Origin of the sequence: Rodentibacter haemolyticus (assembly GCF_015356115.1) — a bacterium.
Classification (GTDB): domain Bacteria; phylum Pseudomonadota; class Gammaproteobacteria; order Enterobacterales; family Pasteurellaceae; genus Rodentibacter; species Rodentibacter haemolyticus.
Genome location: NZ_CP063056.1, coordinates 1,828,437 through 1,843,117, shown reverse-complemented (window position 1 = coordinate 1,843,117; position 14,681 = coordinate 1,828,437). Strand labels below are relative to the sequence as shown.

Sequence of the window (14,681 nt, the reverse complement as noted above, 5' to 3'; positions counted from 1 at the left end):
AGACTCCAGGTTTAAAGTTAAAATAAAGACCCTTTCTAAATACGAGTGGATAAACAATTTCTTGCGTATCCATGGAATAAGCGGAGCCTATTCTGGCTTACTACCATATCTTTCGACTTAGGCATATAAGCTCGGTGTCTTATGATTAAAAAATATTAGTGAGATGAACCGACCATATCTTTCCCATTACGTTGTAAGAAAATCGTTAAAGTACGTACATCATCAGCACTCATTGATGTACGATCTTTCATCGAATTTACGATGCCGATCCATTGATTAGCCGTATAGTGATCCGCATCAATTACCGCATGACAACCGCTACAATGGGTTTGATTTAAATTATTACCAAAATGATTCAATGCGGAAATATTGGCTGTTACCGCTTCTTTTGGCGCAATGATTTCCATTGTGATCGCATTCCATTCGGAATCAGTGACCGAATCGTGCACCGTTTTCACAACCTGTGCTTTATCTTTTACCTCATCACTAAGTAATGCCACCGTAATTCGTTTACCTAAATCCATATACATCACACTTTCAGCGCCGACTTGTTGCCAACCTTTCAAAAGTGCGGTCAATTTTCCATTCGTTTCTTTCCAATCGGTTAATTCGGCATAAGGCATTAAACGCACCTCACCACCTTGTACCGATTGAACCGATTTCATCGCTAATGCGTAAAGTGTCTTATCATGATTAGAAAATTCGCCGCCATGTTTCGTTAACTCATCCGCAGCGGCTGCATTATCGACTTCCATTTCCGGCATAAAATGCACTAATCCCTTATGGCAATCAATACAGGTTTGATTCGTTTCTTGTGCCAATTTATGCATTTTCCGTGCTGCTTCGGATTGTTCACTCAATTCCATGGCATCTGCACTGTGGCAAGATTTGCAAGTGGCTGAATCAGTCTCCTTCATCTCTTTCCAAACCCGTTGCGCCATCTCTGATCGATATTTTTCATAAACATCTTGGTTCGGCAATTTATCTGTGATGGTGTACCACAAATCTTTCAAAGCAATAAATTTAGCCTTAACATAATGCAAGCCGTCTTGCGGAACATGACAATCAGCACATTCTGCCCGAATGCCTTTAGCATTGGAAAAATGTGAACTGGCTTCCCATTCCGCTTTAGGCTGTTCCATAGAATGACAACTCAAACAAAATTCAGTGGAATTTGTCGCCTTCATTACTTGTTGCACCCCCAAAAGCACTACTGCCCCCACCCCCACAAAAATAAGTGCGGTTAAAACCGAAAAACTTTTTAATTTAGCCATAATCACTTCTCACTACTCTAGCAAAATATATTGATACCTCTAATTGAGTATTGGGATGATAACAAGATAAGGGATTTTTTGTGGATGAATGTATTGATTTGAATCAATAAAATAACTATTAAATTTAACGTAGTTTAATTTAAATGCCGTTGAGTAATGTTTACCCATAAAAATCCGCACCTTAATTTGTCGGTTCGGTTATCCGACTTTTGGGGTGCAGATTAAAGTGCGGTCAAATTCAAGTTTATTTATGTATTTTCCAAGTTCTGAAACCGTAGATGGCAATCATTACGAAACAAAGGAGAGGTAAGATAAAGGAAACATTCACTGCCGGCATTCCCATTATTGTTCCTTGGTCGATAAGCATTCCTTGTAACGGTGGCATTAATGCGCCGCCGACAATCGCCATCACTAATCCTGCCGCACCGAGTGTGGATTCTTCTTTTAGGTCGTTGAGCGCGATACCGTAAATCGTCGGGAACATCAACGACATAAAGGCTGAAGTAAGCACTAAGCAGTATAACCCTGCAACGCCATCAATAAAGATAACCCCTACTATGCTGAAGAAACCTCCGATTGCAAATAAGGTTAAAATAAATTCCGCTTTTAGATATTTCATTAGTGCGGTACTGATAAATCGACTGATAATAAAAATCCCCATTGCAATGATGTTGTAGTGCTGCGCTTCGGCTTTGGTAAACCCTAAACGTTCCGCATACTGAATGATAAACGTCCACACCATAATTTGAACACCGACATAAAAGACTTGCGCAATCACCCCTTCGCGATATTTGGCGTTTGCCGCTAAACGTTTAACTGCGGTGGAAAACGGAATTTTTGCCTCTTCTTCGATTTTGGTGGTCGGCATTTTAAAAAGAGCGATAACAATAAAAATACCGATAACCACCAAACCGAGAATAACATAAGGGTTACGGATAACTTCTAAGTCATGAGTTTTGATGACCGCTTTTTCCGCCGCAGATAGGGTATTAAAAATTAAACTACCATCCGCATTACGCTTATCCGATTCCAAGGCGGTCAAGACAAATTGTGAGGCAATAAACATCCCGCTAATTGAACCTAATGGGTTAAAAGATTGAGCGAAATTAAGTCGGCGGGTTGCCGTTTTCGGATCCCCCATTGAAAGGATATAAGGATTTGCTGTGGTTTCCAAAAATGCCAAACCAAAGGTAAGGATATAAATGGAAAGTAAGAAGAAGATAAACTCTTCATAAATCGCAGCCGGATAAAACAATAACGCACCGATAGCATAAAGCCCTAAGCCCAACAAAATACCGGCTTTGTAGCTATAACGTCCGATAAACAACGCCGCGGGAATGGCCATTGTGCCGTAACCACCGTAGAACGCAAATTGAATAAGGGCTGCTTCAGCCGCCGGCATTTCCATCACCGTTTGAAACGCCGCCACCATCGGATTGGTAATATCATTGGCAAATCCCCATAATGCGAATAATGAGGTAATTAAAATAAAGGGAACAACATACTTTTTCTCTAATACTTTTGCAGTCATAGATCACTCCTTATGTAAAGGAAAATAAGAAAAGGGAAGCGAAAACTACTCTTCAATACGCAACCCATAGGATTTAAATTTGCCTAATACCACTGACATTTCTTGCTCGGACAACAACGGAATATCCAAACCCGTAGCAAGCAATTTGATATACCATTCGGCAAGCACTTCAACTTCATGTGCAAGCCATAAGGCTTTATCCAAATTGCTTTCAGCGGCAATCATACCGTGGTGAGCAAGCAAAATTGCCTTAGATTGTCGGATTCCTTCTCGCACATATTCCGCCAATTTTGGCGTACCGAACGTAGCATAGGGCACACAAGGAATGTGATCCGCCCCCCCTACCCCGATCATATAGTGAAACGGCGGAATGGATTTTTCTAAAATCGAAACTGCCGCACAATTTATGGCATGGTTATGTACTACAGCATTAGCATCTTGACGGGCTTGATAAACCGCAAGGTGGAAATGCCATTCACTGGAAGGCAATTTACCTTCTTCATGCTGTCCGTTATTATCGACAAACACAATTTGCTCCGGCGTAAGCAAATGGTAGGGAGTGCCGGTCGGGGTAATTAACATACCGTTTTGATAACGTACACTGACATTACCTGCGGTACCTTGATTTAACCCTAAACGGGTCATTTCCAAGCAAGTATCAATAATTTTTTGTGAAAGCTCGATTCTTGTCATAATAAAATTCCTTTATGGTTATAATGAAATCGGTGTAACGCCTTTTTTGAGAATAATATTGCCATATTTAGCGGTTTCACCGCTGATTACGACGGCATAAGCGGATTTCGCCCGCTCATAAAAAGCAAAGCGTTCGATTCGGGCTAAAACAGGACAATTTCCGACCGCACTTTTAATGGCGGCGGCATAGTTTTGTTCAACTTGCGGATCGAGCGTATCACCTGTGACCGCTTGCATCATTATTAACGGTGCATCCACATAAGTATCAAATTCAAATAACGGACTGATTGCGGTTAAGAGAGTGGCGACATTGACACCATCCGCCCGAATCACCTTATGATGAAGAGCATGTGCCGGGAAATGGGCATCTGCCAACACAATCTCATCGCCGTGCCCCATTTCGGCAAGTATTTTTAACAGTTCGGGGGAAATTACCGGGTGAATACCTTTTAACATAGACGCTCCTGATATTGCTGTAACCATTGTTGATAAGCGACGGATTGAGCCGACGGATAGATTCGTTGTGTTTTTGCCCGCATTTGCCGTTGGGCGGTTTCGACATTCGGATAAACTCTAAGCGCAGTAAAAACAAACATTGCCGCGCCTAACACCGTGCTTTCAGACACATCGACAATCTCTATCGGCAAATTCAGTACATCGGCACGAATTTGATTCCACAAACGGTTCTTTGAACCGCCGCCAACGCAAATCACACTTTCCGCTTGGAAATGGCTGACCTGTTGTAAAACCGTTAAGCCTTGTTTCAGCCGTAATGCCATATACTCCAACATTGCTCGATAGATCTGCCCCCGTTGACAGTGCATTGATAAGCCGTAAAGCGTGCCCTTGTGAAGTTCAGAAAAACATCCGCCGGCAAAAATACCACCGGAACCAACCGCTTGTTGTTCAGCTTCACGGATCATTGTTTCGTAATACCGTTCACTATTCATTACATCGGAGAAAAACATTCTGCCGACCCATTCCATTACACCCGAGCCGACCCACTGCACCGCCGGATTGAAACAATTAGACTGTGCATCAAATTCTGTGGTTAATCCTTGTGGTATAAAAGCAATGTCCGGTTCGGCTATATGAGTCCGGGCCATTAAAATTTCCCAAGTGCCGGAACTGAGAACCGGTTGATGTAATGCCGCCCCTGAGCCGAACACGGCAAATTGCGTATCGTGTCCGCAGGAAATAACAGGTATAGGCGATAAACCAAGTTGTTCTGTTAACGTCGCATTCAACACGCCGACTTGCTCGCCGGCATTTAACATTGGGGGAAAACGGTCGGGTGTTAAACCTAATACTTGCAGAACTTCCTGATCCCAATCACCGCTAGAAAGATTTGTCATCATTGATGTTCCCGCCATTGTACGGTCGGTGGTGAGATTGCCGGTCAAACGATAGGTAATCATTGATGAAATAAACAGGAACTTATCCATTCGGGCATAAAGTGTCGGCTGATTTTCTTTTAACCATAACAATTTGAATAAGGTATTAAACGCATATTGCCCGACACCGTTACGTTGATACAGTTTTTGTACATCAAGATAATGCTCAAGACGTTGCATTATCATTTGCGTGCGAGGACATTTCCACGAAATAACCGGATACAATTGTTTTCCCTGTTTATCAAACATTGTCCCATCTACGCCAAAAGTCGTAACGCCGATACCAATGACTTCACTTAACGGAATAGTCATTTCTTTCAAACGAGAAAGCGTTTGTTGAGTACAATGTAATAATTTTTGCCAAATTTCTTCAAAATCCCAAATATGATAATCGGGTGATTCTAAGCCTTGTTTGGTCTTATTCGGCAAATGATGTGCCGCCACAATTTTGCCGTATTGATCTATGGCAATGGTGCGTAAATTGGTTGCACCGCAATCAAAAATTAAGACAACGGACATAGCATTCTCCTAAAGTGCGGTCAAAATCAACCGCACTTTTTGGTTAAACTTGAGATTATCGGTAAAGCGGGCCAAAGTTGGCACAAGCACGATAATCCTGCCCTTCTTTATCTTGACCGAAGCCGTTCCACGCACTTGGGCGGAAAATCGCACTATCGTTCACATTGTGCATACAAACCGGGATACGTAACATTGAGGCAAGTGTAATCAGATCCGATCCGATATGCCCGTAAGTCGCAACACAGTGGTTTGCCCCCCAGTTCGCCATCACTGAATAAACATCGCTAAACGCCCCTTTGCCCGTTAGACGAGGTACAAACCAAGTGGTCGGCCAAGTTTCGTTAGTGCGTTTATTCAAGATATCATGGACGTGTTCAGGTAAATCGATTGACCAGCCTTCGGCAATTTGTAACACAGGTCCGATGCCTTTGATCAGATTAATACGGTGCATCGTAAATGGCATACCGCCTTTGGTGAGATATTGGGAAGAATAACCGCCGCCACGGAAATATTCGTGTACAGCCGGACACCAACGGGTATGTTCATAACAACGTTTGCCGTCCTGCTCCGTAACTTCCCACACCGGTTTCACCACCGGATTGCCCTGTGCATCGGTATGTTGCCCCGTGCCGTCCAAAGTTGCTGAACCGGAATTGATTAAATGAATAAACCCGCTTTCAGGTCGGAACCCGGTGACCCGCTCAACCGCATCTTCACTCCAATAAGTACGAACATCGGCAAAAATTTGTGCCTGTCCGGTAAGCAGATGACCAAATAGCATATTAACGGCGTTTAAAGAGTCGTTTTCAGTGGCGAGAATATAAGGCGGACGAATACCGTTCCAATCGTAAGTGGTATTTAATACCGCTTCCATAAAATCCCCGTTCGGCAGGTGATCCGTCCAATGACGTTGACCTTGGAAACCGGCAGCAATAGCGTTATGACCAAGAGCTTCTTCTCCGTAATTTAATGCCGCTAATTTTGGATTACCCACCATTAAATCACGGGTAATCAATGTCATTTTTACCACCGTTTCCCATAATTCGGCACGCTGTTCTGCAGAACGTTGGTGTTCCGGGCTATTGACATCAATGCCTTCTTGACAGTAGATTTTCACCCAAGATAAAGCCAAATCCAGTTCATCTTGATCGTAAATCTGGCGATCCAAGCGGCGTTTGATTTCAGTCATATCTACATATTCGTTCCGCATACCAAGATATTCCTGGAAAAATTGTTGATTCACGATAGAACCGGCAATGCCCATTGAAACCGAGCCGATAGATAAATAAGATTTACCACGCAAGGTTGCCACCGCAAGCCCCGCTCGGGCAAAACGTAACAATTTTTCTTTCACGTCATTCGGGATTGAAGTATCGTCCGCTTCCTGCACTTCCGTACCATAAATGGAAAATGCCGGCAACCCTAATTGGGAATGACCGGCTAATGCAGCCGCTAAATAAACCGCGCCCGGACGTTCGGTACCGTTAAAGCCCCAAATGGCTTTCGGCATATGCGGATCCATATCAATGGTTTCCGAGCCGTAGCACCAACAAGGAGTAACCGTAATCGTCAGTCCTACGTTTTCCCGTTTGAATTTTTCGGCACAGGCCGCCGCTTCTGCCACGCCTCCGATAGTGCTGTCGGCAATAATACACTGTACAAAATCACCATTGGTATGGCGGATATGGCTTTCCAACAACGTGGCGACAGCTTGTGCCATTCGCATCGTTTGCGCTTCCAAGGACTCCCGAACGCCCATTCTACGTCCGTCAATGGTTGGTCGAATGCCGATTTTTATGCGATTTGAATGAGAAACAAATGTCATAGTAACCCTCCTTTGTCATTGGGATTATTTATAAGAAATCGGTTGAGCGGGTTGCTTATCAACTTAACTTGATAACATTTTTGATTAAAATGATGGGGGAAGACAGGGAGAAAACGGATTTTGTTTTGGATTTGTGAGTAAGATCACAATAATCAGTCATTTTTTATGAAATTTAATGACCGATTAGTCTATCTTTTAAAACATATCGGTCAATTCGGTCATTTATTTTTATAAAACAGTCATTACATCTGCACTTTCACAATAGTTTTGAAGTTCATAGGGCAGATCGGAGTCCGTAAAAATCGTATTAATTTTTCTCAATTCAGCTAATTGTATAAGGCTTTTTTTCTCAAATTTGGAATGGTCAACTAAGAGGTAGCATTGTTCCGAGGCATCCATCATTTTTCGCTTTATAGAAGCATTAAGCTCATTTGACTCCCAAATTTTTCCTTGGCTATCAATACCCGAACAAGAGAATATAGAAAAATTAATGTGTAAACGTTGGAGTAAATATTCGGATAAAGGACCATAAAAGGCTTCATATTTTGAAGAATAAACACCGCCGGTAACAATTGTCTTAATATTAGGTTTATTCACTAAGGCATTGATATTAAACATCGAATTAGTCACTACCGTACAGGGAATATCAGGCATTAAATGGGCAAAATACCAACTTGTAGAACTCGCATCCAAACCAATAACCGCATTTTCATAGAGTAATTCAAGCGCATTTTTGGCAATATAACGTTTGGCTGCCGCGTTAATATGCTGACGTGTTTGAAAAAAAGCACCCAGATCTGTGGTTTTCTTGCTGACTGCACCGCCGTGTGTTCGATAAAGCAATCCTTTCTTTTCAAGACGATTTAAATCACGTCGAATAGTTTCCACCGACACAGTACACTGTTTCGCCAGCTCTAACACACCAACTCTTCCTTGCTGATTAATTAATTGTAGAATGATTTCATCTCTATTGCGCATACTCGCCTCTAACCGGTTAAAATTAATCGACTCATTATATGTCTTCTTAGAAAAGATAAACAACTTATCATCTCTCGTGTTCTACGTTAAAATAACCTCATTTTTTGATCTCAAGAGAACATTTATGACAAATAAAACATTAAGTGCGGTCATTTTGGCGGCAGGAAAAGGCACACGTATGTATTCTGACTTACCGAAGGTGTTGCATACCATTGCAGGTAAACCTATGGTGAAACACGTCATTGATACGACAAATTCACTGGGTGCGGAAAATGTACATTTAATTTATGGTCATGGCGGCGAATTGATGCGTGAACGCCTTGCGAACGAAAAGGTAAATTGGGTGCTGCAAACGGAACAATTGGGAACAGCCCACGCCGTGCAACAAGCCGCACCGTTTTTTAAAGATGATGAAAATATCCTCGTACTTTACGGTGATGTGCCGCTTATTTCAAAAGAAACATTGGAAGAATTAATTGCTGCGAAACCTGAAAACGGCATTGCATTATTAACGGTTAATTTAGATAACCCTACAGGCTATGGGCGCATCATTCGTGAAAATGGTAATGTCGTGGCGATTGTTGAGCAAAAAGATGCCAATGAAGTGCAATTAAAAATTCAAGAAGGGAATACCGGTGTAATGGTATCAGACGGAGCCAGCTTAAAAAAATGGCTTGCCCGTGTAGATAATCACAATGCCCAAGGCGAATATTATTTAACGGATTTAGTTACCTTGGCAAATCAAGAGGGCTGCCAAGTCACTGCGGTGCAAGCTTCAGATATGATGGAAGTGGAAGGGGCAAACAATCGTTTACAACTTGCCTCACTTGAACGTTACTATCAACGCAAACAAGCGGATCGTTTATTGCTTGAAGGCGTAATGTTATTTGATCCTGAGCGTTTTGATTTAAGAGGAACACTTGAACACGGTAAAGATGTGAAAATTGATACGAATGTCATTATTGAAGGCGATGTACGTTTAGGTAATCGAGTAAAAATCGGTGCCGGCTGTGTGCTGAAAAATGTTGTGATTGGTGATGATGTAGAAGTGAAACCTTATTCGGTATTGGAAGATGCGGTCATTGGTGAAAAAGCCGCTATCGGTCCTTTCTCTCGCCTACGCCCCGGTACGGAACTTGCCGCCGAAACCCACGTAGGCAACTTTGTTGAAATTAAAAAATCCGTTGTCGGCAAAGGTTCAAAAGTGAATCATTTAACCTATGTTGGCGATAGTGAAATCGGTGCAAACTGTAATATCGGCGCAGGGGTCATTACCTGTAACTATGATGGCGCAAACAAGTTTAAAACTATCATTGGCGATAATGTATTTGTAGGCTCGGATACGCAACTTGTCGCCCCGGTTACTGTTGAAGACGGAGCAACTATCGGTGCCGGTTCAACCATTACCCGCAATGTGGACAAAGATGAGTTGGTTATTACACGTGTACCGCAACGCCACATTCAGGGCTGGCAACGTCCGGTTAAGAAAAAGTAAATCAGCTATAAAAAACGGCTCGCTTTTATGTGAGCCGTCTTTAATTAATCATGTAAACCTAATTTCTTCTCAAGGTAGTGAATATTTGTACCACCTTTTTGGAAGTTCTCATCTTCTAAAATCAATTCATGTAACGGAATATTGGTTTTAATGCCATCGATGATCGTTTCGGCCAACGCATTCTGCATACGGCGAATTGCAACGTCACGGGTATCACCATAAGTGATAAGTTTTGCGATCATAGAATCATAGTGCGGAGGCACGGTATAACCGCCATAAATATGAGAATCCCAACGCACGCCTAAACCGCCTGGCGAATGTAAGTGATTCACTTTGCCCGGTGAAGGTAAGAAAGACTTCGGATCTTCCGCATTAATACGGCACTCAATCGCATGACCTTTCACTTTAATATCTTCTTGCTTGATAGAAAGCGGTAGTCCCGCTGCAATGCGTAACTGCTCTTTAACCAAATCCACACCGGTGATCATTTCCGTTACCGGATGTTCCACTTGGATACGGGTATTCATTTCAATGAAATAAAACTCACCGTTTTCATACAAAAACTCAAACGTACCAGCACCACGATAACCGATTTCCACACAAGCATTGGCACAACGTGAGCCGATATCACGGCGCACTTCTTCAGAAATGCCCGGAGCCGGCGCTTCTTCCACCACTTTTTGGTGGCGACGCTGCATAGAACAATCACGTTCGGCTAAATACACCGCATTGCCATGCGTATCCGCCAATACTTGAATTTCCACATGGCGCGGATTTTCCAAGTATTTTTCCATATAAACCATATCGTTATTAAATGCGGCTTTCGCTTCGGCTTTTGTCATTGCGATAGATTCTTCAAGCGCATCTTCGTTACGCACCACACGCATACCACGACCGCCACCGCCACCGGATGCTTTGATGATAATCGGATAACCTATACGTTTTGCAATTTCTTTATTTTTCGCAATATCATTGCCTACCGGACCATCAGATCCCGGAACACAAGGTACACCGGCTTTTTTCATCGCTTTAATCGCAGAAACTTTATCCCCCATCAAACGAATCACATCTGCCGTCGGACCGATAAAAATAAAGCCGGAACGTTCCACCTGCTCTGCAAAATCAGCATTTTCAGACAAAAAACCATACCCCGGGTGAATGGCATCCGCCCCGGTGACTTCCGCCGCCGCAATAATTGCGGGAATGTTTAAGTAACTTTTTGTTGAAGGAGCAGGGCCGATACAAACGGTTTCATCTGCCAATAAAACATGTTTTAATTCGCGGTCTGCAGTGGAATGCACCGCAACGGTTTTAATGCCCAACTCTTTACAGGCGCGTAAGATACGTAACGCAATCTCACCACGGTTGGCAATCACAACTTTTTCTAACATAAGAAATTCCACTTGTTAAAAAATGGCGGACAAGCCCGCCATTTTGGATAATAGATAAAGATTATTCGATAACAATTAACGGTTCGTCAAATTCCACCGGTTCGCCGTCATTAATCAGAATAGCTTTCACCACACCAGCTTTATCTGCCTCAATGCGATTCATCATTTTCATCGCTTCAACGATACAAAGCGCATCACCGACTTTTACAGATTGTCCGACTTCAACGAAAGCTTTTGCTTCCGGGCTTGGGCTACGATAGAAAGTCCCCACCATCGGCGAACGAACAATATGACCGGATAACTCATCGGAAGCCTCAGGAGCCGCTGGAACCGAAGCCTGCACCGCAGGGGCTGAGGCTGGCGCAACAATAGGAGCCGGCGCTGCAACAGGTGCGGCATATTGCACAGCCGCAGGCGCTACAACCGGAGCCGCACGACTAATACGCACCGTGCCCTCTTCTTCTTGCACTTCTAATTCGGTAATACCGGATTCTTCCACTAATTCGATAAGTTTTTTGATTTTACGAATGTCCATATATTCTTCCTAAAATAATGAGATTTTTAACCGCACTTTTCTCACCGCCAAAAATACCCGATATGATGCAGCAGTTGCACAAATTATCGTAGGATGTCGTTAGGCGAAGCCGTAACGCACCGACAGATAAAATGGTGCGTTACGCAAAGCTCAACACACCCTACTCAAATTAAATATTGGATATAAAATTCTCTTTTTGCGACTGATACACAATACCGAAAATGTCCAAAAGTGCGGTCAGTTATAAACTTGTTTTCTGCGCCGCAGAGATTACCCTAAATTTAGCGAAAATGCGACAAAATTCTATAAATCTAGCCCAAAATACAGGATTTTTTATTATTTCTTCGCTAAATAATTCAAGGCGAATAAAAAAGCGAACTCGTAACCTTGCGCCCCCAGCCCACAAATCACGCCCTCCGCCACATCACTAAAATAAGAATGATGACGGAACGGTTCACGCTTGTGAACATTAGATAAGTGAATTTCCACGAAAGGAATCGAAACCGCCAACAATGCATCACGCAAAGCAACACTTGTATGAGTATAGGCGGCGGGATTGATTAAAATAAAATCAACCTGTTGGAAACTTTGATGAATTTTATCAATTAATTTTTCTTCACTGTTCGCCTGAAAACATTCAAGCTCCACATTGTGTTTCTCTGCCAACGCATTGATATTTGCTTCTATCGAAGCCAAAGACAAACTACCGTAGTGTTTCGGTTCACGGGCGCCTAACATATTCAGATTCGGGCCATTTAACAGCAAAATTCGGGTTTTTTGCGACATATTTTTTCCTTTTTGAAGAGGGGAATTATACTGATTTTATGATGAGCGGTGGTCGAATCAGATAATTTTTGTAATAAATTCGGCATTTAAACCGATAAGCGGTAAATCAGACCCCGGCCATGGGCGAAGCACTTGATAATCCATTAAATCCAAAGTATCTAACCCCGGCGTAACATTAGGTGTATATTGCTGCGACATACGTGCAAGTTGTGTTAAACCAAGGCTGCTTTCAATACTTGAACTTATTACGGCGGTTAACCCTAAAGCCTTAGCCCGTTCAATTAACGCAACACAGCGTTCAATCGAGCCGATTAAAGTTGGTTTTATGACAATAGCGGATAAGTGCGGTTCTTTTTGAAGCTGAAAATTGGGTTCTCGTATTGATTCGTCCCACGCAATAGCAATACCGGTTTGCACGGCAAATTCACGACTGAGTACCGGTGTTTTACAAGGTTCTTCTAAAAACTGAATACGGGAACGGTGTGCAGGTTTTACTTTTGCAGCAAATTGTAACGCTTTTTCCAGTGTCCAACGCCGATTCGCATCTAAACGCAATCGCAAATCGGGGATCGCTTCTAAAAACATATCCGCAATTAATCCGTCACGATTGGCCTCGTACATACCGACTTTAATTTTTGCGACTTTCTCTCCCGGAAGATTGGCTAATTCCGCATAAAGCTTATCAGGATCACCATAACATAGCGGTGCGGCTTGATAATTGCCCTCTTCTTTTAAAGTGCCTTTCATTTCATTCATTGCACAGCTGATACCAAACGCCACGGAAGGGTAAGCATCCTCAAGGGAAAGCTGCGGTACATCACAACCTCTTTCACGCCATTTTTCAAGCCATTCTATCGCTTGTGTTTCGGCTTGCTCGAGTGTTTCTTCACTAAAACCGGGCAAAGGGGCTATCTCTCCCCAGCCATCACGATCACAATTTACCCGCACGATTAATCCTTCACGGCGTTTTAAAAATCGATCACGTAAAATCAGTTGGCTATCAACAGGAATGGCGTAACGGTAAAGATTGAAAGATCTCTTTTCCATATTTGCTTTCATACAAAAAAGTGCGGTTAAAAATCCATGAGAATTTTCGGTATTTTTATCAGTCGCCCAAAATGAAAAGTAGGGTGGGCAAATTTTTGCCCACCGATTTAAAAAGAGAATTTCAATGGTGGGCAAAAATTTGCCCACCCTACAACATCGTTATTTAACAATATTTGTGCAACTGTTAATAATGAGAATTCTAACCGCACTTTACGGTAATAAATTAAGGATTACGTCTAAATTTACTGAAGTCCGGTGCGCGTTTTTCATTGAATGCATTACGCCCTTCCTGACCTTCTTCCGTCATATAGAATAGCATCGTTGCATTACCTGCCAATTCTTGTAAACCGGCCTGACCGTCACAATCCGCATTTAGTGCAGCTTTTAAGCAACGAATAGCGATTGGGCTATTACGCAACATTTCACGACACCAACGCACGGTTTCTTTTTCAAGATCCGCATAAGGCACAACCGTGTTCACCAAGCCCATATCTAAGGCTTCTTGCGCATTATATTGACGGCATAAAAACCAAATTTCGCGCGCCTTTTTCTGACCGACCAAACGCGCCATATAGCTTGCCCCCCAACCGCCATCAAATGACCCGACTTTCGGACCTGTTTGACCGAAAATCGCATTTTCGGCGGCGATGGTTAAATCGCAAAGCATATGCAATACATGGCCGCCACCAATGGCATACCCCGCCACCATTGCCACAACCGGTTTTGGACAGGTGCGAATATCACGTTGAAAATCCAACACATTTAAGTGATGCACGCCGCTTTCATCTTTATAGCCGCCGTAGTCGCCGCGAATTTTTTGGTCACCGCCGGAACAAAACGCTTTTTCCCCTTCTCCGGTTAACACAATCACGCCGATTTTTTCATCAAAACGCGCATCGGAAAATGCGTGGATCATTTCTTTTACCGTTTGCGGGCGGAATGCATTGCGAACTTCAGGGCGGTTAATCGTGATTTTTGCGATACCGTCGGTAGATTTGTGATAACGAATGTCGGTATAACCTTCGCTATGTTCAACCCACTCAACCGGCGCATAAAGTACATCATCTTTTGGATTTTGCATGAGAATACCTTCTAAATTGAGACAAAAGTGCGGTCATTATAGCGGAAGTTTTTGTAATCGGGAAAACTAAAATTTAATTGCTCCTTTATCTTCTTGGCGGTTATTGCTAGAATTTTCCCCGTTTGCCACAGA

General features: G+C 42.8%; 13 protein-coding genes and 1 riboswitch. Of the genes, 1 reads left to right on the top strand and 12 read right to left on the bottom strand.

Translation table 11 applies throughout. The features are described 5' to 3' along the window. Positions 1–13: 13 nt before the first annotated feature. Positions 14–149: riboswitch (molybdenum cofactor riboswitch) on the bottom strand. 6 nt (positions 150–155) lie between these two features. The 7 genes from IHV77_RS08720 to IHV77_RS08690 all read right to left on the bottom strand — a co-directional run bounded on the left by IHV77_RS08720 (position 156) and on the right by IHV77_RS08690 (position 8,214). Beyond that, the gene (locus IHV77_RS08720) at positions 156–1,274 is read right to left on the bottom strand and encodes a NapC/NirT family cytochrome c (RefSeq protein ID WP_194811581.1); all 1,119 of its coding nucleotides are present in this window, start codon (positions 1,272–1,274) and stop codon (positions 156–158) included. A 244-nt stretch (positions 1,275–1,518) separates the two neighbouring features. Next, entirely contained in the window at positions 1,519–2,805 is a 1,287-nt protein-coding gene (fucP, locus tag IHV77_RS08715) for an L-fucose:H+ symporter permease (protein WP_194811580.1), read from the bottom strand. Positions 2,806–2,850: 45 nt separating this feature from the next. Further along, the gene (gene fucA / locus IHV77_RS08710) at positions 2,851–3,498 is read right to left on the bottom strand and encodes an L-fuculose-phosphate aldolase (RefSeq protein ID WP_194811579.1); all 648 of its coding nucleotides are present in this window, start codon (positions 3,496–3,498) and stop codon (positions 2,851–2,853) included. Positions 3,499–3,516: 18 nt separating this feature from the next. After that, entirely contained in the window at positions 3,517–3,954 is a 438-nt protein-coding gene (gene fucU / locus IHV77_RS08705) for an L-fucose mutarotase (RefSeq protein WP_194811578.1), read from the bottom strand. Further along, on the bottom strand, positions 3,948–5,411 hold the full coding sequence (gene fucK, locus IHV77_RS08700; RefSeq protein ID WP_194811577.1) for an L-fuculokinase: 1,464 nt from the start codon (positions 5,409–5,411) through the stop codon (positions 3,948–3,950). The genes fucU and fucK overlap by 7 nt, the downstream gene beginning before the upstream one ends. Before the next feature lie 55 nt (positions 5,412–5,466). After that, positions 5,467–7,236, bottom strand: a complete 1,770-nt coding sequence (gene fucI, locus IHV77_RS08695) for an L-fucose isomerase (protein WP_194811576.1) — start codon at positions 7,234–7,236, stop codon at positions 5,467–5,469. Between the two features lie 228 nt (positions 7,237–7,464). Continuing rightward, complete coding sequence (locus IHV77_RS08690; protein ID WP_194811575.1) at positions 7,465–8,214, bottom strand: DeoR/GlpR family DNA-binding transcription regulator; 750 nt, start codon at positions 8,212–8,214, stop codon at positions 7,465–7,467. Between the two features lie 124 nt (positions 8,215–8,338). On the opposite strand from IHV77_RS08690, the gene glmU reads away from it, so the two are divergent. Then, on the top strand, positions 8,339–9,709 hold the full coding sequence (gene glmU / locus IHV77_RS08685; protein WP_194811574.1) for a bifunctional UDP-N-acetylglucosamine diphosphorylase/glucosamine-1-phosphate N-acetyltransferase GlmU: 1,371 nt from the start codon (positions 8,339–8,341) through the stop codon (positions 9,707–9,709). Between the two features lie 44 nt (positions 9,710–9,753). On the opposite strand, the gene accC is transcribed toward glmU, so the two are convergent. The 5 genes from accC to menB form a co-directional block, all read right to left on the bottom strand. Next, positions 9,754–11,100: an acetyl-CoA carboxylase biotin carboxylase subunit gene (gene accC / locus IHV77_RS08680; RefSeq protein WP_194811573.1), complete on the bottom strand. Its 1,347-nt coding sequence runs from the start codon at positions 11,098–11,100 to the stop codon at positions 9,754–9,756. A gap of 61 nt (positions 11,101–11,161) precedes the next feature. Next, positions 11,162–11,635 (bottom strand): acetyl-CoA carboxylase biotin carboxyl carrier protein, encoded by a 474-nt coding sequence (gene accB, locus IHV77_RS08675; RefSeq protein WP_194811572.1) that lies wholly within the window; start codon positions 11,633–11,635, stop codon positions 11,162–11,164. 336 nt (positions 11,636–11,971) lie between these two features. Next, positions 11,972–12,421, bottom strand: coding sequence for a type II 3-dehydroquinate dehydratase (gene aroQ / locus IHV77_RS08670; protein ID WP_194811571.1), 450 nt, complete (start codon positions 12,419–12,421; stop codon positions 11,972–11,974). Between the two features lie 57 nt (positions 12,422–12,478). Next, positions 12,479–13,468 carry an o-succinylbenzoate synthase gene (gene menC, locus IHV77_RS08665; RefSeq protein ID WP_194811570.1) on the bottom strand — a complete coding sequence of 330 codons (990 nt, stop codon included), beginning with the start codon at positions 13,466–13,468 and terminating at the stop codon, positions 12,479–12,481. Between the two features lie 223 nt (positions 13,469–13,691). Further along, positions 13,692–14,549, bottom strand: coding sequence for a 1,4-dihydroxy-2-naphthoyl-CoA synthase (gene menB / locus IHV77_RS08660; protein ID WP_194811569.1), 858 nt, complete (start codon positions 14,547–14,549; stop codon positions 13,692–13,694). Positions 14,550–14,681 lie beyond the last annotated feature (132 nt).